10 protein-coding genes are annotated in these 18,772 nt (G+C 62.1%); 8 read left to right on the top strand and 2 right to left on the bottom strand.

Annotation, left to right across the window (positions count from 1 at the left end):
- Positions 1-4 precede the first annotated feature (4 nt).
- The gene (locus M2497_RS06665) at positions 5-277 is read right to left on the bottom strand and encodes a type B 50S ribosomal protein L31 (protein ID WP_071488679.1); all 273 of its coding nucleotides are present in this window, start codon (positions 275-277) and stop codon (positions 5-7) included.
- A 167-nt stretch (positions 278-444) separates the two neighbouring features.
- On the opposite strand from M2497_RS06665, the gene bglX reads away from it, so the two are divergent.
- The 5 genes from bglX to M2497_RS06640 all read left to right on the top strand — a co-directional run bounded on the left by bglX (position 445) and on the right by M2497_RS06640 (position 12,456).
- Entirely contained in the window at positions 445-2,697 is a 2,253-nt protein-coding gene (gene bglX / locus M2497_RS06660; RefSeq protein WP_248486471.1) for a beta-glucosidase BglX, read from the top strand.
- Between the two features lie 82 nt (positions 2,698-2,779).
- Complete coding sequence (locus M2497_RS06655; protein WP_179029479.1) at positions 2,780-4,399, top strand: FMN-binding glutamate synthase family protein; 1,620 nt, start codon at positions 2,780-2,782, stop codon at positions 4,397-4,399.
- Between the two features lie 67 nt (positions 4,400-4,466).
- Positions 4,467-4,607 (top strand): hypothetical protein, encoded by a 141-nt coding sequence (locus M2497_RS06650; protein ID WP_248486469.1) that lies wholly within the window; start codon positions 4,467-4,469, stop codon positions 4,605-4,607.
- A gap of 132 nt (positions 4,608-4,739) precedes the next feature.
- Complete coding sequence (locus M2497_RS06645) at positions 4,740-5,867, top strand: OpgC domain-containing protein (protein WP_248486467.1); 1,128 nt, start codon at positions 4,740-4,742, stop codon at positions 5,865-5,867.
- A 64-nt stretch (positions 5,868-5,931) separates the two neighbouring features.
- Entirely contained in the window at positions 5,932-12,456 is a 6,525-nt protein-coding gene (locus M2497_RS06640; RefSeq protein ID WP_248486465.1) for an NEL-type E3 ubiquitin ligase domain-containing protein, read from the top strand.
- A 3-nt stretch (positions 12,457-12,459) separates the two neighbouring features.
- On the opposite strand, the gene M2497_RS06635 is transcribed toward M2497_RS06640, so the two are convergent.
- Entirely contained in the window at positions 12,460-13,878 is a 1,419-nt protein-coding gene (locus tag M2497_RS06635) for an amino acid permease (protein ID WP_092241013.1), read from the bottom strand.
- A 380-nt stretch (positions 13,879-14,258) separates the two neighbouring features.
- On the opposite strand from M2497_RS06635, the gene M2497_RS06630 reads away from it, so the two are divergent.
- The 3 genes from M2497_RS06630 to M2497_RS06620 all read left to right on the top strand — a co-directional run bounded on the left by M2497_RS06630 (position 14,259) and on the right by M2497_RS06620 (position 18,772).
- Positions 14,259-17,357 carry a transglycosylase domain-containing protein gene (locus tag M2497_RS06630; RefSeq protein ID WP_248486462.1) on the top strand — a complete coding sequence of 1,033 codons (3,099 nt, stop codon included), beginning with the start codon at positions 14,259-14,261 and terminating at the stop codon, positions 17,355-17,357.
- Positions 17,358-17,468: 111 nt separating this feature from the next.
- Positions 17,469-18,008: a PadR family transcriptional regulator gene (locus tag M2497_RS06625; protein WP_071492708.1), complete on the top strand. Its 540-nt coding sequence runs from the start codon at positions 17,469-17,471 to the stop codon at positions 18,006-18,008.
- A complete protein-coding gene (locus tag M2497_RS06620) occupies positions 18,005-18,772 on the top strand; it encodes a siderophore-interacting protein (RefSeq protein ID WP_248486460.1) in 768 nt (255 codons plus the stop codon). Before M2497_RS06625 ends, M2497_RS06620 begins: the two co-directional genes overlap by 4 nt.

Here is an 18,772-nt window from a genome sequence, read left to right as displayed (position 1 = left end):
GTGCTCACGCCTCGGCTTTTTTCGGGCTCGAACCAAACGACGCGAAACGCTTGTTGAACCCGGCGATCCGCCCTTCGGCCTGGGTCTTGCGCTGTTGGCCGGTGTAGATCGGGTGCGAGGCGCTGGACACGTCCAACGGGATGTACGGGTAGGTGTTGCCGTCGCTGTGTTTATGGGTGCGGTCGCTGTCGGCCGTGGAGCCGATCAGGAAGAACACATCGGCGGCGGTGTCGTGGAACAGCACGGTGCGGTAGTCAGGATGGATACCAGCTTTCATAAGGCCTCCGGGGCGTCTGAGTGCGAAACTAGCGTTATACAGTAACACAAATAATGCAGCCAAACGAGAACCGATTGCAACAAGCATAGACCTGTCAGAACTCACAGTAGACGTTGTTAGCTGCTAGCCAGACACTCCACGTAAGCCCACTGCCTCGGAACGCACGCATGGAGCGTCGACTGCTGATCCTGCTGCTGTCTTACCTGCCGTTGGTGGCGATGGCACAGGATGATGGGGTCGAGCACCTACTGGCGCAGATGACCCTTGAAGAAAAGGTGGGCCAACTGACGATGTTGCACATAGTGGACACCCCTGACGGGGCCATCATTGATCTGCAAAGCCAGAAACACCTGGCGATGACTGATGTTGGCGCAGTGATAGGCGCCAGCGGTGCAGAAAAAACCCGTCAATTGCAGCGTCTGGTGGTGGAAGGCTCGCGACTGCATATTCCTTTGCTGTTTTCTCTAGACGTCATTCACGGTTTTTGCACGATGTTCCCGGTACCCCTTGCCGAAGCCAGTGCCTGGGAGCCTGATCTCACCCAGCGCACCGCGCATGCCGCCGCAGTGGAGGCGACGGCCAGTGGCGTGCATTGGACGTTCGCGCCGATGATCGATATCACTCGCGACCCACGCTGGGGACGCGTGGTGGAGGGCTCGGGAGAAGACCCGTTTTTGGGCGCGGCTATGACAAGGGCGCGAATAATGGGTTTTCATGGGGACGGGCCGACCAGTACGGCGTTCATGTTGGCCACCGCGAAACATTTCGTGGCGTACGGCGCTGCCGAAGCAGGACGCGACTACAACACCGTAAACCTGTCGCAACGCATGCTGTGGGAAGTCTACCTGCCACCCTTTCAGGCCGCCGTTCAGGCAAGCGTCGATGCCATCATGCCGGCTTTCAACGAACTTGAGGGGCTGCCGATGGTCAGCAACCAGGCACTGCTTGACGGTGTGCTGCGTCGGCGATGGGGGTTTTCGGGAATGATCGTCTCGGACCATGACGCACTGTCTGAATTGATCACCCATGGCGTTGCAGCGACGCCCTTGGACGCGTCACGTCAAGCGATAGAAGCTGGCCTGGATATAGAAATGGCCAACCAGTTTTTCAGGCAGAACCTCCCCTATCTGGTGAGGAGCGGCCAAGTGCCCATGGCGACCGTGGACAACGCCGTACGCCGCGTACTCAAGGCCAAGCAGCGGCTGGGCCTGTTCGATGATCCCTATCGCTACAGTGATGTAACCCGGCAACGCTTGCTGTCTCAAACCCCGCAAGCCCGCGCACTTGCCCGAGAAGCCGCACAAAAGTCCATCGTGCTGCTGAAAAATGCCGATTCATTGCTGCCCTTGTCGAAAGATCTTCAAAAGATTCTGGTCGTCGGCAGCCTCGCAACGGATGTCGCTGCCAGCCTGAAAAACTGTATGGCTGTGGAGCAACCCATTGGGGCGGTCTCAATTCTGCAAGGCATACAGAACGCCGCCTCCCCCGCCAGTCGAGTGATCTATGTGCCCGGCGCTTCACCGTCAAGCCAGGACACCCAGGGTATTGCAGCGGCACAAAACGCTGCCCAAGAGGCCGATGTGATCGTCGCGGTATTGGGTGAAACCTCAGACATGAGCGGCGAAGCCAACAGCCGCGCCAGCCTGGATCTGCCCGGCGCCCAGAATTCCCTCTTGCGGGCTCTCTTGAAAACCGGGAAGCCCGTGGTCGTTATCCTGATGAATGGGCGCCCATTGGCATTGACCGGCACCGTTGAGCGAGCACCGGCGATCATCGAATCCTGGTTTCTGGGTACTGAAGCAGGTAACGCCGTGGCCGATGTACTGTTCGGCGACACAAACCCAAGCGGCAAACTGCCCATGACCTTCCCCCGCAGCGTGGGGCAGGTTCCCATCTACTATGCGCACAAAAACACCGGACGCCCGATTGTAGGCGAGGACGACAGTTGGAGATCGCGTTACATCGATCAACCCTCGACCCCGTTATACCCTTTCGGTTTCGGTCTGAGTTACACCACGTTCAGCTATGGCATGCCTCAATTGAGCAGCACGCGCCTCAGCTCCAGCCAAACCTTGACTGTACGGACCAACGTCACCAATACCGGCTCACGCGCAGGCGATGAAATTGTTCAGTTGTACCTGCGTGACACTGTCGCCAGCGTCACCCGCCCTGTGCGCCAGTTACGCGGCTTTCGCAAAGTGCATTTAAGACCCGGCCAAACGCAGGAGGTGGTTTTCACCCTCGATGCTAATGACTTTGCAGTGCTGGATGCGGATTTTGAGTCAAGGGTGGAAGCCGGCACCTTCACCCTGTTCGTTGGGGGTGATTCAACCACCGACAACCAGGCCCACTTCGAAGTCACTGATAGCCGCAAGCTCTCTATATCAGGCCAGTCCGTCTCATCCAGCAGGTCAAATTGAACATTCCCACAGGTTGTCTAGGGTTTCCTTACAGGCGCAGAATGCCGGACCGACCAAAAGAGTCTGAACCCAAGGAAACCGTATGAGCCTGTCCTTGCTAAGCCGTTACGCCTTCTTTGCCGTGTGCGTCATCTTCACCCTCGCCAGCCTCCCCTTTATCGAACACGAATGGCTGTGGCCCATCACGGTGGTCACCGGCGTGTTGAGCCTGATCGGCCTCTTCGATCTGCTGCAAAGCCCCCACGCCGTGCGCCGCAATTACCCGATCCTGGGCAATATCCGTTACCTGGTGGAAGCCATCCGCCCGGAAATCCGCCAGTACCTGCTCGAATCCGACAGCGATGCCCTGCCCTTCTCCCGCGCCCAGCGCTCGCTGGTCTACTCGCGGGCGAAGAACGAAAGCGCCGACAAACCCTTCGGCACCCTGATCGACGTGTACCAGTCGGGCTTCGAATTCATCGGCCACTCCATGCGCCCGGCACCGCTCAGCGACCCCAGCGCATTTCGCGTGATGGTCGGCGGCCCGCAGTGCACACAGCCGTACTCGGCATCGGTGTTCAATATCTCGGCGATGAGCTTTGGTTCATTGAGCGCCAACGCGATTCGCGCGCTCAACCAGGGCGCCAAGCTTGGCAACTTCGCCCACGACACCGGCGAAGGCAGCATCAGCCCCTACCACCGCGAAAACGGTGGCGACCTGACCTGGGAACTGGGCAGCGGTTATTTCGGCTGTCGCACCAGCGATGGCCGTTTCGACCCGGAGCGCTTCGCCGTACAGGCGCAGAACCCGCAAGTGCGCATGATCGAAATCAAGATGAGCCAAGGCGCCAAACCCGGCCACGGCGGCATCCTGCCCAAGCACAAGGTCACCCAGGAAATCGCCGACACCCGCGGCATCCTGATGGGCGAAGACTGCATCTCGCCGTCGCGTCACAGCGCGTTCTCCACACCGATCGAACTGATGCAGTTCATCGCCCAACTGCGTGAACTGTCCGGCGGCAAACCGGTGGGCTTCAAGTTCTGTCTGGGCCACCCGTGGGAATTCATGGGCATCGCCAAGGCCATGCTCGAAACCGGCATCCTCCCGGACTTTATCGTGGTCGACGGCAAGGAGGGCGGCACCGGCGCCGCGCCGGTGGAGTTCACCGACCACATCGGCGTGCCGCTGCGCGAAGGCCTGCTGTTCGTGCATAACACCCTGGTGGGGCTGAACCTGCGCGACAAGATCAAGCTCGGCGCCAGCGGCAAGATCGTTAGCGCCTTCGATATCGCCAGCGTACTGGCCATCGGCGCCGACTGGGCCAACTCGGCACGCGGCTTCATGTTTGCCATCGGCTGCATTCAGTCGCAAAGCTGCCACACCAACAAATGCCCGACCGGCGTGGCGACTCAAGACCCGCTGCGCCAGCGCGCCCTGGTGGTGCCGGACAAGGCCCAGCGCGTGTTCAACTTCCACCGCAACACCCTCAAGGCCCTGGCGGAAATGCTCGCGGCGGCGGGCCTGGAGCATCCATCGCAACTGTCGGCCAAGCATTTGGTGCGGCGTATGTCGGCGACCGAGATCAAGTTGTTCTCGCAGTTGCATGTGTTCCTCAAGCCTGGCGAACTGCTCACAGGGGAAGTGAACGGAGAGTTTTATTCGCGGATGTGGCAGATGGCGCGGGCGGACAGCTTTGAACCCCACGAAGCCAGCGCCGCGTGACATCAAGATAACGACCTTCACCGCTGAACCGGACCACCGACGGCATCGTTGAAACAAGGAGATTCACATGCCGTTACTAGACTTCGCTGCCATCGCCGGGCAACTGCCGGACAGTTGGAGATCGACGCAGCTGGGCCGGGTGGAAGCGGGTATCGCTCACGCCTTGCTCGGCGGCCGCCATGGCACGCGTGTCATCATTGATGTCTAGAGACATTCAGTAATACCCAACCTTTGCAATTGCTTACAAATACCGCCAACCTGCGCCCGCCCGACGTGCGGCGTACGACAACGCCCACGCTCACCTGTCCTTGTTAAACCTGATATTCAAGAGCCCGTAGCCATGCCTGACGGACGCGACCCACGCATCGATTTTTTTCGGGGCCTGGCGTTGATCTTCATTTTCTGGGATCACGTCCCCCACAACCCTCTCGGCCAGATCACCTTGCGCAACGTCGGTTTCAGCGACGCTGCGGAGGTGTTCGTGTTCCTCGCCGGCTTTGCCGCCGTGCTCGCCTACGGCAAGATCCTGCGGCGCGACGGCTACTGGCTGGCCAGTTTGAAAATCCTGCGACGCACCTGGGTGCTGTACGTGGTGCATATCTTTTTGCTGGCGCTGCTGATGGGCATCGTGTTCTTTGCCAACAGCCATGTGGAAACCCGCGACCTGGTCGAGGAAATGGGCCTGACACACTTCGTCACCCACCCGCAGCAGGCGCTGACCGACGAACTGCTGCTGCGCTTCAAGCCCAACCTGATGGACCCGCTGCCGCTGTATATCGTGCTGTTGGGCGGCCTGCCGCTGGTGCTGCCGATGATGATGCGCAAGGTAGAGGCCGTGGTGGCCGTGTCGCTGGCGATCTACTTGATGGCGCCTTGGATGGGCTGGAACCTGCGCGCGATTTCCGACGGCGTGTGGTACTTCAACCCGGTCACCTGGCAGTTGCTGTTCGTGCTCGGCGGCGCGGCGGCAGTGTACAGCCAGCGGCCGAAAACGGCGCAGGTACGCCCCTTGTCGCGCCAGCCGCTGTTTGTCGCGTGCGCCCTGTATGTGTTGCTGGCAGCGGTGATCACCCTGTCGTGGCGCTGGCCCGAAGTGCACGACGCGTGGATGCCGGCGTGGCTCAGTGACGGGCTGTACCCGATCAGCAAGACCGATTTGTCACCGGTGCGGCTCTTGCATTTCCTCGCCCTGGCCTACGTCACGGCGAAGCTGTTGCCCCACCACGGCTGGACGCAGAACCGTGTTGCCACTGAGGTATGCCGCATGGGCCGCTATTCCCTGGAAGTGTTCTGCCTGGGGGTGGTGCTGGCGCCCTTGGCAGACATGCTCAACGCCTTGGCCAACGATGCAGTGGCCATGCAACTGACCACCGCCGTGGCCGGTGCGCTGTTGATGGTGGGCCTCGCCGTCTGGCTGGACATGCTCAAGCGCCTGGACGCGGTCGCCAAGCCCGCGCTACATAGGTAGCGCCCGGTAAAACCGGCAGGGTGATTCCATTTCCTTCCACTTCAACGGTGAAAGGAAATGGTCCATGCCAACCCATCAACTGCTCAACGGTCTGTCGGGCAACCTGCAATCGAGTGACGCCTGGGGCCAACAACAAGCCCTGGAACAGATCCAGCGCACGCTCACACTTACACTCGACAGCCTCACCCCGGACCAACAGCGCACTTATGTACGGCTGCAACGCGAAGCGCTCCAGGCGCTTACCGCAGTGGAGTCCGAAAACCACAACCTGATCAACACGTTCAAGACCCAGGGGCTGGCCCGATTGCGCGAGCGCATCGGCAATCAGGACCCTCTGCAAGTGTTCCTGCACACCCGCTATCTGGAGGAAGTGCAGGCGCCACTGCCCTGGGAACCGCGCACCAGCACCACCAGTCTCTCGCCGAACCTGCGGCGCTTTCGCCGCGCCTACGACGAATGGAAATATCGCTCGCACGTGTCCAGCCTGTCGTTGTGGGAGGCGGCCTGCCTGAATTTCGACTTCGCCACCAGCACACCGCAGCGCTCGGGGACCACCTTCATCGATGCCGCCTACCTGACGGGCAATGAAAACCCCAGGCTGACCGTCAAAGCCTTTGTCGACATCGCCCGCGACCTGGACCTCGGTGGGCAACTGGATACCACCCTCAGGGCGACCTTGGGCAAGGACGGAAAACTGCAACGGCTGCTGCACGAGAGCACACTCGCAAACCTCAGGTTCGAAGCCTTGGAAGCCTACCGAAACCGTGCCGTCACCGGGCTCACCCGGGAACTCTACGACCGCCTGACCCAAGCCATTGATGGCAGTGGCCCGGCACTGGAATTTGAAACACTCGGGATGAGCACCGGCGTCACGCTGCTGCCGGCGGTGCCGTTCGTGCCGTCCGGCGAGACCATCCCGGTGCCCCTGCTGCTGATTCGCGTGGGCAGCCTCGGGGTGGTGTCTTATTTCCCGTTCCGTCCCGGCGGCGCGATGCACTATCACGCGGACGCCAACGCCGCCAACGCCCACTTCATGCAACAACTCAAGGACGGCCATCGCAGGCACGACCTGGGCTGGTTTTCACGGCAACTGCCGATGACCGAAATGCAGGGGTTCAAACGCCTGGACGCCAGTGAGCAGCGCCCGGAAAACCTGAGTGCCGCCGCGGGCTTCCTGTACGACACCTTCCACCGCCTGTTCCCGGCCAAGCCCCTGGACGGCCTGCGCTTCACGCCAGACCCGAAACACGGGCGCACCGAAAGCCTGGCGCAAGCCCTCACCTACCGTCACATCCAGCACTACCAGGCGAATCTCGCGACGTTGGCAACCCGTCGCTCGACCCGTGACCTGCAAGCGGTCATGGCAGGTGCTGCGGCGATCGCCGACGAAATCCTGCAACTATTGCTGACACCCATGCCCGGCGGCGTCACCGGTTTGAACCGGGTGATGCAGGCGGTGGTATTTGGCAGCCTCACCTACAGCGTCATCATCGGTTTCAACGAAGTTGCCAGAGGCCAGGCCAGTGATTTTGCTGCCGCCATGGCGGATGTAGCGGACCTGGCGATCAACGGCCTGCTGATCTCCACGGCCGGCCGGGTGCACCAGCAGCGCATCCAGGGTTTGTTGCAACGCTTGGGCAATCCGCAGAAGCTGACCCGCAGCGACGGCACCGCTGTCCTCTGGAAACCCGACATCGGTACGTACGCGATCCTTGATCAAAACCTGCTCAACGGGCAGACGCCGAACGCGCAGGGCGTCTACCAGATCAATGGCAGGCAATACGCGTGGTTGAAACATGGCGAACAGCAACGGGTCGTTGAAGTCGACCATGACCCGAAGGCCCTGGGGTTTGTGCTCAAACAGGAAAACGGCAGCAATGCCGCCCCACCAATCGTGTTCAACCCGGCCCTGCAAGCCTGGACCCTGGACCTGAAGAACGCCCACGCCCTGTCGGACATCCAACTGATCGAGCGCATGCTGCCCAATGGTTCAAGCCCGGTGCCCAGGGTGGACATGGACCACATGCTGCGCAGCATCGCGCCCAGCCGCAGCACCCTGGACAGCGTATGGGCCGGAGAACTGGCGCCCATCAACCTGATCGAAGGGGTCAGGCGCTTGCAGGTTGACCGGGTGATCGACCAGTTGATCAGCGACTTCCACCGACGCGGCTACATGCCGCCCCATGCCGATGGCGCCGTGCTGTGCCTGTTGACGCAAGTGCCTGGGTGGCCCAGCGAGGTATCCATCCAGGTGTATGACGCCCAAGGCGCGCTCATCGAAACCTATGCCGCCACGGACACTCCAGCGGCCACAGGCAGCATCACCAAGCTCAAACGCCGCGACGATGGCACCTACATCGCCCTCGACGGCGCCGACACGACGGTCACCTCCCAGGAGCAACTGTTCGAGCTGATCATCGACCAACAGCCTGCAAATTCGCTACTGGGCAGGGAAGGCAGCCCGAACTTGACGCCGGCCCAACGCATTGCGCGTGTGCGGCTGCAAATCAGCGAGTTGGCCCAGGCTCACCGGCTGGCACTGTTCAGCGCCTTGTACCGGTATGCCGGACATGCCCGGCACGAACTGCCCGCCGCGGACACCGCGCGCGCGTTTATCCCGTTGAAGGTCGCCCCACCGCTGGTGCCCATCACGCCCGTGCTGCGCAAACTGCGCGACAGGTTTGCGCCATTGACCCCGGCCAACCTGGCACAGCTGCTGGAAGACGTGCCCTTGAACGCGAGCCAGCAGGCCACGTTCCTGCAAAGTGGTACGTTGCCGCAGTCGGTACGTGACCACTTGGACCACCACCGCGCCGCGCTGCGCATCGATGTGGCCCTCGACAGCCTGTACCACCCGCGCGTGTTCCATGCCGACAACGATCAATGGGCCCGGGAGTTTGCCACCAGCCTGCTGCGCGAAGTCCTGGATCGACAGTTCGTCGTCACCGAGCTTGCCACCAGCAAGGCCACCCCACGCTATGTATCCACGGGCCCCGACGACACCACGGTCGAGCTGCTGCATTACGGCGAGGGCCGCTATGAAGCCTACGACATGCGCAACGGCGGGCCGATCCCGGTGTCGCCGGCCGTCGACAGTTTCTACCTGGCGATCGGCTCGGTGCTGCAACCCCACGAGCGGCTGAAGCTGGGCATGCAATCAGCCTCTGATGCACAGGGGTTGCGAAATACACTCGGCAATCTGATGAGTGCCCAACGCAGCCCGCGCGGCTATGTCAGCCTGCTCGACCTTTCGCTGCGCCAGTACGAATACGATGGGGTACTGCCAACGGGGGCGCAGCCCAACGCCAAGGGTCTCTACGATCTGGACGGGCAACACCTGCTGCCGCTCTACGGCTCGCTGTACCCGATCGAGTTTGACCCCCGCGTGTTGAAGTGGCGACTCAAGCATCCCAGCAAGGTCGGCGTCGATACGCCCCTGCTGGAACACAACGGGCGTGGCGCGTGGCGCCTGTCCAGCGAAAACCCGATGGCCTGGAGCGACCATCGCCTGCTCTATCGCCTGGGCGCCCAGGACTACAACGTCGACGAGCGCACCGCCGCGCGCATCCTCAGAATCACGGGTACGCCTGCTCGCGCGCTGCGCGAGGTGCACAGCACCCACCAGGCACCGCCGCCGTTACTGGAAGACACGTGCAAACGCTTTCGCATCGAGCGCGACATCCTGCACTTTATCCAGGCCATGAGCACCTACTCCGCCACACAGAATGCCCGGCCTTCCCTGCAGTTGCTGCTCGCCAGCCGCCTGCCCAATTGGCCTGGCAGCCACCGCCTGGAGATCGTCGACAGCGAAGGCACGGTGATTCGCCAATACCCCGCCACGCGCAACCCTTCGGCCGAGACCATACGCCTCACCGAGGCCGAAAGCCGCAGCCGCGAACCATTGAAAAAGCTGGTACGCAACGATGCGCTGATCCGCGCACTGCTCAGTGAACTGCCGGCCTCCGAGGAGGAGCGTCTGTTCAAACTGGCGAAGAAAATTGCCGAGCATGCCTACCATGAACGCGCGCAATTGTTCGACAACCTGTATGCCCAAAGCGAGCAAGGCGGCAACGTGCTCGAACAGCGCTTCAAATCGCGTTTTCCACACATGCCCCGCAGTGCGGTCACGGCCATCCTCGAACAGGCCAGCCCACAGGAGCTCAAGCAACTGCAGGATCACAGCCAAGTCGGCCTGCGCCTGGCCGAACAGGCTCGGCTCACCGCCCATGACGTGCGCCTGAACCGCGCCTTCGAGGGCCTCTACCTCAAGACCCTGGCCAACCCCGACAGCGAAAAAATCACCTTGCACCTGCTCAAGGATCTGCCCGGCTGGCCGCCGCAACTGCGCCTGGACATCCACGACGGCAACGCCAACGGTCGCCTGCTGGAAAGCGCGGGCCAGCCTGCTGGCATCGACCGGCGCACACTCGCCCGGTTCAACGGTGGGTTCCACGCCTACGACAAGCAGGGCCGCTTGCTCAATGAGCCTGCCGAGGTCGGCAGCGACTTGCTCAACGCCATCAGCCTGTTGCTGTCAGACGCCGAGTGCAAGGCATTGGGGATCGTCGATGGCGGCGACCTGTCCCCGGTGCAACACACCATCGCCGAACTGGCGCTGAACCAGCGCATCGCCATCAAGGAACTGCTCGGCCTGCCCCATATCCCGTATTGGCTGCAACCGCCGATGCGGGTCGACAGTTCATTCATCGCCTATCCGTTCTCGCTGCGGGGGCTCTGGCCGTTCAGTGGGAATCAACCTGTGGACCTGGTGGGCAAGGTGCGCGAACTCTATCCCAGCTTCAGCCAGTTCCGCGCCCGGGAACTGATTGACGGCCTGGACATGAGCGAGCCGGCGGCGTTGATCGAGTTGCAACGGCGCAAGGCCGAATATCAGTCCCTGCAATTCGAATTGCAGCGCTGGATCGAAACACCCCAGGCCGTCGACGACCCAGCCACCGACCCGGTGGGTTGGAACTACGGTGTACGCCGCCAACTCGCCGACCGCATCCTGCGCGCCTGGCGCCAGGAAAGCCGTGTTGCCTATGACAATGACTCAGGCTTGTTCGACACGCATCAACTGCAACTGCGCCTGAACGGCAACAGCCTGCCCGACCCTGATTTCATCTTGAGTACCCAGGGTTTCGAGCACATTGAATACCTGCGGATCGACGGCGATACCTTCCCGCCGACAGGCAACGCATTCCTCGGCAAATTCATCGGCCTGACCCACTTGAAGATCGACTGCATGCTCAGTGAGCTGCCCACCAGCCTGACCCAGATGACCCAGCTTGAGCACCTGGACTTGCGTGACAACGCGATCGTACTGACAGGCGAGTCGCGTCAGCGATTGGCCAACATGACCCGACTGAACGAACTCCATCTGGATGGCAACCCCCTGGGGCTGACGCCGGATGTCTCGCGCATGAGCCGCCTGCGAGTACTGGCGCTGCGCCAGACCAACATTGAACACTGGCCCATCGGCGCCGAAAGCCGCAGCAGCCTGCGCCACCTGCTATTGCAGGAAAACCGCTTGACCACGATTCCCGACGCCGTATTTTCCGATGTGCGCATGGGGCCGACCAACCGCAACACAGTCCTGCATGACAATCCCTTGAGCGAGACCACCCTGGCGAGGATCCGCGACTATCGCCATCGCACCGGGATTGTCATCGGTGGAACGTTACCGGGCATCTTGCACCAGCAGGCCATGTCGATTGACTTCAGCCGCTGGCTGGCCGGCGTGCCTGTCGAGCAGCACGCTGCACGACAGACCTTGTGGGAGCAGTTGCGCAACAACGAGGGTGCCAGCCCGGATGACACGTTCCGGGTGCTGCGCGACCTGCCCCAGTCGTATGCCTACACCCACAGCCCGGCCAGCCAGCAGGCCCTGACCGAACGGGTCTGGCACCTGCTCGATGCCATGGGGCAATCCACCGAGCTGCGCGAGCGGGTGTTTCTCAACACCTACCTCGACGGCACCTGCGGCGACGGCGCCATCCTGGCTTTTATCAATATGGAGATCGAACACCTCGTCCACCAGGCCCGGTCCCACGCCGGCAGCAACCAGGCCGACCGTGAACTGCTGAAGTTGGCCAGGCAGCTGTTCTACCTGCGCCAGGTGGACCAATTGGCCGAGAGACACATCCAGACTCTGCGCGAAGCAGGGGTGGAACCGGACGATGCGGAAGTGAAGCTGTACTACCGGCTGCGTTTTCGCGCGCAATTCCAACTGCCGATCCGTCGCGAAGAAATGCTGTATGCGGTGGAGGAATGGGTCGATGAACACGACATCGCTGCTGCCCGTCGTACCCTGGAGGCCCTGAGCAACACCCAGGCGGCGCAGAACTCATTATTGATGGAGGAATTCTGGATCGAGTACCTGGCCCGCAGTTACCCGGAGCCCTTCTCGACCATTGAGAACGTGGTCAGTCACCAATTGAACAGCCTGAACCAGGAGATCGCGGACAAGCGCTCGGAGGCCTATCTGGAACGTCGGCAATCCCTGGTGGATCTGGAGATTGCCGAACGCAATCGCCTGGTGCGCCAGTTGACCGAAGCGGCGCAACTGGCACAACAGCAGGTCAATTGAGCATCACGCCGAGCGCGTGGCGCCCTGGGCAGTGTTCAACGGCTGCAACTTGAACACGTAGAACAACACGGTCAGCAACACCAGGAACGCCGGGCCCACATACAGCGCCACGCGGGTATCCGGGAAGTACGCCATCAGGCCCACCACCAGCACCAGGAACGCCAGGGCCAGGTAGGAACTGACCGGGTACAACCACATGCGGTACTTGAGCCCTGCCCGTTCGGCGGGGCTCAGGCCTTTGCGGAATTTGAGCTGGGCCAGCAGGATCATCAGCCAGGTCCAGATCGCGCCGAACGTGGCGATGGAGGTGACCCACACAAAGACTTTTTCCGGCACCAGGTAGTTGAGCAACACGCCCAACAGCAAGGCGAAAATCGACAGCAGCAGCGCCTTGCGCGGCACACCGTTGCTGGAGGTCTGCCCGAACGTGGCCGGCGCCTGGCCATTCTGCGCCAGGCTGTAGAGCATGCGCCCGGTGCTGAAGATGCCGCCGTTGCATGACGACAGCGCCGCGGTGATCACCACGAAGTTGATGATGCCGGCGGCGGTCTTGATGCCCAGGCGTTCAAAGGTCATCACGAACGGGCTGCCCTGGGTGCCGATCTCGTTCCACGGGTATATCGACAGGATCACGAACAGCGCGCCCACGTAGAACAACAGGATGCGCCAGAACACCGAGCCGATGGCGCTGGGAATGGTCTTCTGCGGGTTCTTCGCCTCACCGGCGGTGAGGCCGATCATCTCCACGCCCAGGTAGGCGAACATCACCATCTGCAACGACATCAACACGCCCTGCACGCCATTGGGCATGAAGCCGCCGTGGGCCCACAGGTTGGAAATCCCCAGGGCCACGCCGTCATTGCCGAAGCCGAAGGCGATGATGCCGACGCCGCCGATGACCATGGCAATGATGGTGACGATCTTGATCAGGGCGAACCAGAATTCGAACTCACCGAACGCCTTGACCGCAATCAGGTTGATGGTGCCCATGCTGATCAGTGCAGCCAAGGCCCAGATCCAGCGCGGCGTATCCGGGAACCAGACGCCCATGTACACCGCCACGGCGGTAATTTCCGCGACGCACGTCACCAGCCACAAAAACCAGTAGTTCCAACCGGTGAGAAACCCTGCCAATGGGCCGAGATAGTCTTGGGCATAACGGCTGAACGAACCGGCGACCGGGTTGTGCACGGCCATCTCGCCGAGGGCGCGCATGATCACCAGGATCGCCAGGCCACCGATGATGTACGACAGCATGATCGCCGGGCCGGCCATTTCGATGGCCTTGGCCGAGCCGAGGAACAGGCCGACACCGATACAGGCGCCCAGCGCCATCAGACGGATATGCCGTTCACCGAGTTCGCGTTTGAGCGGGCCGCCTTGAGCGGTCTCGCCATGGGGCAGTGGGTTGCCGACTGGCATAGGGGTACAACCTCATTTTGTTATTGGATTGTCCGTCGAGTCTCCAGGACGCGGGCCGGTAAGCCTGCGTCCTTGCCGAGACCGGGGCCGCCTCATGGACGGGCCCTTCTTGCCAGGCAAGATCAGCGGGGCGTGCAGTATAAAAAGCCAGGAGCAGGGTCTTTCACTATAAAAGCGAGGCAATTTAGTGGAAGTGCCCGCCGGATTGCAATTTAACAGGAGCATCTGACCTGCATTGAGCGACAAAACGTCGCGTCGGGCAGCGTACTACGCAAGTATCAGAGGATTCTTACTCGAAAATCACATTTCCCTCACAAACAGCGCCCAGCGACTACGCTTCAAGCAAGTCCGATCAATCTGCGTGAATGGATCAATCGACTATGGGCGCACTGTGGCAAACCGAATCGACCAAGGCTGCGAAAGTACAAGGCAGTTCGGACACAGCGCCTTTACCCGAAAATAAACCCAGGCCACGCCATGGGCGTCGCCTGTTCGGGTTGATCGTATTGATGGCGTTGATCGCCCTGGGGTTTGCCGCCGCCAGGGAGATGCGCACCGCGCGCTTGCAGGCCCAGGAACTGAGCCGCCTGGCCCGCGACCTGACCTACGAGGTCAAGTCCGGCCCCAGCGATGCAATCGTCTATCCCGGTGCCGGCCCGTTCGATCGGCGCCTGGGCTACAGTGACCTCGACACCTTTTTGCCGCGCTTGCTCAAGCGTGGGTATGTGATCGAGGCCCAGGCGCGTTTTTCCCCGGCATTGATGGATTACAGCGCCAAGGGCCTGTTTGTGCCCTACGCCGAGAAAATCCAGGCCGGGTTGTCGATCACCGATTGCCGCGCCGTGCCGCTGTACCAATACGACTACCCGCAACAGTTGTACTCCAGCTTCACCGCCATCCCGCCACTGATCGTGAACAGCCTGCTGTTCATCGAAAACCGCGACCTGCTCGACCCCGCCCAACCCCAGGCCAACCCCGCCGTGGACTGGCCGCGCTTCGCCAAGGCGGCCTGGTCGCAAGTCGCCAAGCTGCTGCACCTGCCCGGCCAGAGCGCCGGCGGCAGCACTTTGGCCACTCAACTGGAGAAATATCGCCACTCGCCGGATGGGCTGACCCTGTCCGGTGGAGAGAAACTGCGGCAGATGTTTTCCGCCGCCGTGCGCGCTTACCACGACGGGCCCGAGACCTTGCCGGCGCGGCAGGACATTGTGCGTGACTACCTCAACAGCGTGCCGCTGTCGGCGGTGCCGGGGCACGGTGAAGTGCACGGCATGGCCGAGGGGTTGCGGGTGTGGTACGGCGCGGATTTCAACCAGGTCAATCAGGCGTTGGTCGGCCCCGTCAGCGCTCAGCAAGGCCTGGCCCTGCGTGAGGTGTTGTCACTGATCATCGCCCAGCGGCGACCCTCGCATTACCTGGCCAAGGGGCGCGAGGAACTGGCACAACTCACCGACAGCCACTTGCGCCTGCTGGCCCAGAACGGCGTGATCGAGCCGGCGTTGTTGCGGGCGGCGCTCAACGCAAAAGTCTCCTACCGCGACTGGCAGCAACAACCGACGGTACAACCCATCGAGACCAACAAAGGCATCAGCGTCGCCCGTGGCCGTCTCGCCGCCCTGCTCGACCGGACGCTGTACGACCTCGATCGCCTCGACCTTTCGGCTACCAGCACCCTGCAAGCGCAGTTGCAAAGCCAGGTCAGCGATTACCTCCGGCGCCTGGCCGACCCCGAGTATGCCCGCCAGATCGGTCTGCTCGGCGAGCGCCTGCTCACCCCCGCCAGCACCGCCCAGGTGCGCTACAGCTTCACCCTGTTCGAACTGACCCCGGACGGTTCACGAGTGCGGGTACAGACCGACAACACCGACCAACCCTTCGACATCAACGAAGGCAGCAAGCTGGAGCTGGGCTCCACCGCCAAGCTGCGGGTACTCACCACCTACCTGCAAATCATCGCCGAGCTGCACGCCAAGTACGCCGCACAAGCGCCGGCGGCGCTGAAAAAAGTCACGGTCGACGACCAGGACCGCCTGAGTCGCTGGGCCCTCGACTACCTGATCCAGGCCCCGGACAAATCCCTGGCCGTGATGCTCGACGCGGCACTGGATCGCACCTACTCGGCCAGCCCCGGCGAGCGCTTCTTCACCGGCGGCGGCTTGCACAGCTTCCATAACTTTCGCAGCCAGGACAACGGACGCAGCCCGACCCTGCGCGACGCCTTGCGCGAATCGATCAACCTGCCGTTCATTCGGCTGATGCGCGATGTGGTGCGCTATGTCACTTATTCAGGGGAGAACAACAGCGCCGAACTGCTCAAGGACGACAGCGACCCGCGCCGCCAGGAATACCTCGCCGGGTTCGCCGACCGCGAAGGCACCACGTTCTTGCGCAAGTTCTGGAAGAAGTACCAGAAGAAAGACACCCAGGCCCGCCTCGACACCTTCCTCGACAGCCTGCGCCCCACGCCGATCCGCCTGGCCGCCGTGCACCGCTACCTGCTGCCCGCCGCCAGCCAGGAGAGCTTCAACCTGTTTGTGCGCTCACACCTGACCGGCGTGAAAACCAACGAAAAGCTCACCGACGAACGCCTGCAAAAACTCTACAAGGACTACGGCCCCGGCACCTACGATTTGCCCGACCAAGGCTACATCGCCAAGGTGCACCCGCTGGACCTGTGGTTGCTCGGCTACCTGCTCAACCATCCCGAGGCGACGTTCAGCGAGGTGGTCAAGGCCAGCCAATTCGAGCGCCAGGAGGTGTACAGCTGGCTGTTCAAGAGCCGTCACCAGAGTGCGCGCGACAGCCGCATTCGCACCATGCTGGAGATCGAGGCCTTCCTCGACATCCATCAGCGCTGGCAGGCCCTGGGCTACCCCTTTGATCACCTGGTGCCGTCCCTGGCGACCGCCATCGGCAGCTCCGGGGATCGCCCGGCAGCACTGGCCGAGCTGATGGGGATCATCCTCAACGACGGCGTGCGCCCCAAGGTGTTGCGTATCGACAGCCTGCTATTTGCTGCCGGCACCCCGTACGAAACGCACTTGGTCAACGACCCGGCACCCGGCAAGCAGGTGATCCCGGTCGAGGTCGCCAGAGCCCTGCGCGCCGCCTTGTCCCAGGTGGTGGATGCCGGCACCGCCAAACGCGTCGCCGGCAGTTTCAAGCTGGCCGACGGCACGCCGCTGGCCATGGGTGGCAAGACCGGCACCGGCGATAACCGCATCGAAGCCATCGGCGCCGGTGGGCGGATCCTGAGTTCCAAGTCGATCAACCGCACCGCCACGTTTGTGTTCTATCTGGGCGAGCACCATTTCGGCACCTTGACCGCGTTTGTCCCCGGCCAGTCCGCCGAACATTTCACCTTCACTTCGGCCCTGCCGGTGCAGGTACTCAAGGGCATGGCGCCGTTGCTCATGCCTTACTTGCAGCCCGGCAGTCAGACCTTGTGTCTGGCGAGTACAGGCCTCGCGGCCGAATAGCCGTTACATCCCTTAGAGAAACGTTCCACGGATGACCGTTGGTCTGCTGTGCTTGCCCGGCTTATAAGATATATCTTAAGTTGTATCTTAGTAAGACAGGAGAACACAGAAATGAGAGAACATCACCCTCGCCACGAACGCCACGAAGGCTTCGAAAAACACGGCGGCCGCGAACGCGGTGGTCGTGGCCCGCGGGTCTTTGCCCCCGGTGACCTCAAATTGCTGCTGCCGGCGCTCATCGCCGAGCAGCCATGCCATGGCTATGACCTGATCCGCCAGATCGAAAGCCTGTTCGACGGCGCCTACACCCCAAGTCCCGGGGTGATCTACCCCACGCTGACCTTTCTCGAAGAAAGCGAACTGATCAGCGGCGACACCGAAGGCGGAAAAAAACGCTACACAATCACCGACGCCGGTCGTCTCTTCTTAAGTGAGCAGACGGTTGCCCTCGACGGTATTCGCCTGCGCATGGACGTGAGCAAGCGCGCACTGCGCGGCCAGGACCGCCCGCCGGAAATCCACGAGGCGGTGCACAACCTGCGCCATGCCTTGCATTCGCACCACGGGCGCTGGAGCCCGGAAGAAATCGTGCGTGTCGCGGCGCTGCTCAATAGCACCGCCCAAGCCATTGTCGACGGGAAAAACCCATGAATACACAAACCATCCATCGCGTTACCCACGAAATCAAACGTCGCCGCCTGCAAGTACTGCGGGTGGTGGACATCACCCCACGCATGCGCCGCATCACCCTGGGCGGGCCGGAACTGGCCGGGTTTGTCAGCCTGGGCAGTGACGATCACATCAAGCTGCTGTTCCCCCAGAACGCCGCCGAACAGGCCGCCCTGGAAAGCCCGACGTTCGCCATCAAGGGCGACGGGCCGCAACCGGCCATGCGCGACTACACGCCGCGGCGTTTCGACCTGGACATCGGTGAACTGGATATCGACTTCGTACTGCACGGCGACGGCCCTGCGTCGACCTGGGCCGAGCAGGCCAAGGTCGGCCAACACCTGTATATCGGTGGGCCACGGGGCTCGATGATCGTGCCGGATATCTTCGACAGCTACCTGCTGATCGGCGATGAAACAGCCATCCCGGCCATCGCGCGTCGCCTGGAAGAGTTGCCGGCCGGGCGCAGCGTGCTGGCCGTGATCGAGATCGCCAATGCGGGCGAAAAGCAGGCGCTGCAAAGTGCTGCCGAGGTCGAGGTGATCTGGGTGATTCGTGGCCAGGATGACCTGCTCGACACCGTGCGCAAACTGACGCTGCCCAGTGGCTCGCTGTACAGCTTCGTGGCGACCGAAACCAAGCTGTCACGCCAGGTACGCCGCGTGTTGCTGGACACGCACCAGATCAATGAGGCGTTCCTCAAGGCCGTCGGTTACTGGCGCGCCGAAGGCAGCGAAGAAGAGTGA

Origin of the sequence: Pseudomonas sp. CYM-20-01 (assembly GCF_023169845.1) — a bacterium.
GTDB lineage: Bacteria > Pseudomonadota > Gammaproteobacteria > Pseudomonadales > Pseudomonadaceae > Aquipseudomonas > Aquipseudomonas azotoformans.
The sequence above is the reverse complement of the archived record's forward strand: the minus strand, read 5'-3'. Positions and strand labels throughout refer to the sequence as shown.

Coding starts and splice junctions, on each gene's coding strand:
- M2497_RS06665 (WP_071488679.1), bottom strand. CDS start 277: ATGAAAGCTGGTATCCATCCTGACTACCGCACCGTGCTGTTCCACGAC.
- bglX (WP_248486471.1), top strand. CDS start 445: ATGGAGCGTCGACTGCTGATCCTGCTGCTGTCTTACCTGCCGTTGGTG.
- M2497_RS06655 (WP_179029479.1), top strand. CDS start 2,780: ATGAGCCTGTCCTTGCTAAGCCGTTACGCCTTCTTTGCCGTGTGCGTC.
- M2497_RS06650 (WP_248486469.1), top strand. CDS start 4,467: ATGCCGTTACTAGACTTCGCTGCCATCGCCGGGCAACTGCCGGACAGT.
- M2497_RS06645 (WP_248486467.1), top strand. CDS start 4,740: ATGCCTGACGGACGCGACCCACGCATCGATTTTTTTCGGGGCCTGGCG.
- M2497_RS06640 (WP_248486465.1), top strand. CDS start 5,932: ATGCCAACCCATCAACTGCTCAACGGTCTGTCGGGCAACCTGCAATCG.
- M2497_RS06635 (WP_092241013.1), bottom strand. CDS start 13,878: ATGCCAGTCGGCAACCCACTGCCCCATGGCGAGACCGCTCAAGGCGGC.
- M2497_RS06630 (WP_248486462.1), top strand. CDS start 14,259: ATGGGCGCACTGTGGCAAACCGAATCGACCAAGGCTGCGAAAGTACAA.
- M2497_RS06625 (WP_071492708.1), top strand. CDS start 17,469: ATGAGAGAACATCACCCTCGCCACGAACGCCACGAAGGCTTCGAAAAA.
- M2497_RS06620 (WP_248486460.1), top strand. CDS start 18,005: ATGAATACACAAACCATCCATCGCGTTACCCACGAAATCAAACGTCGC.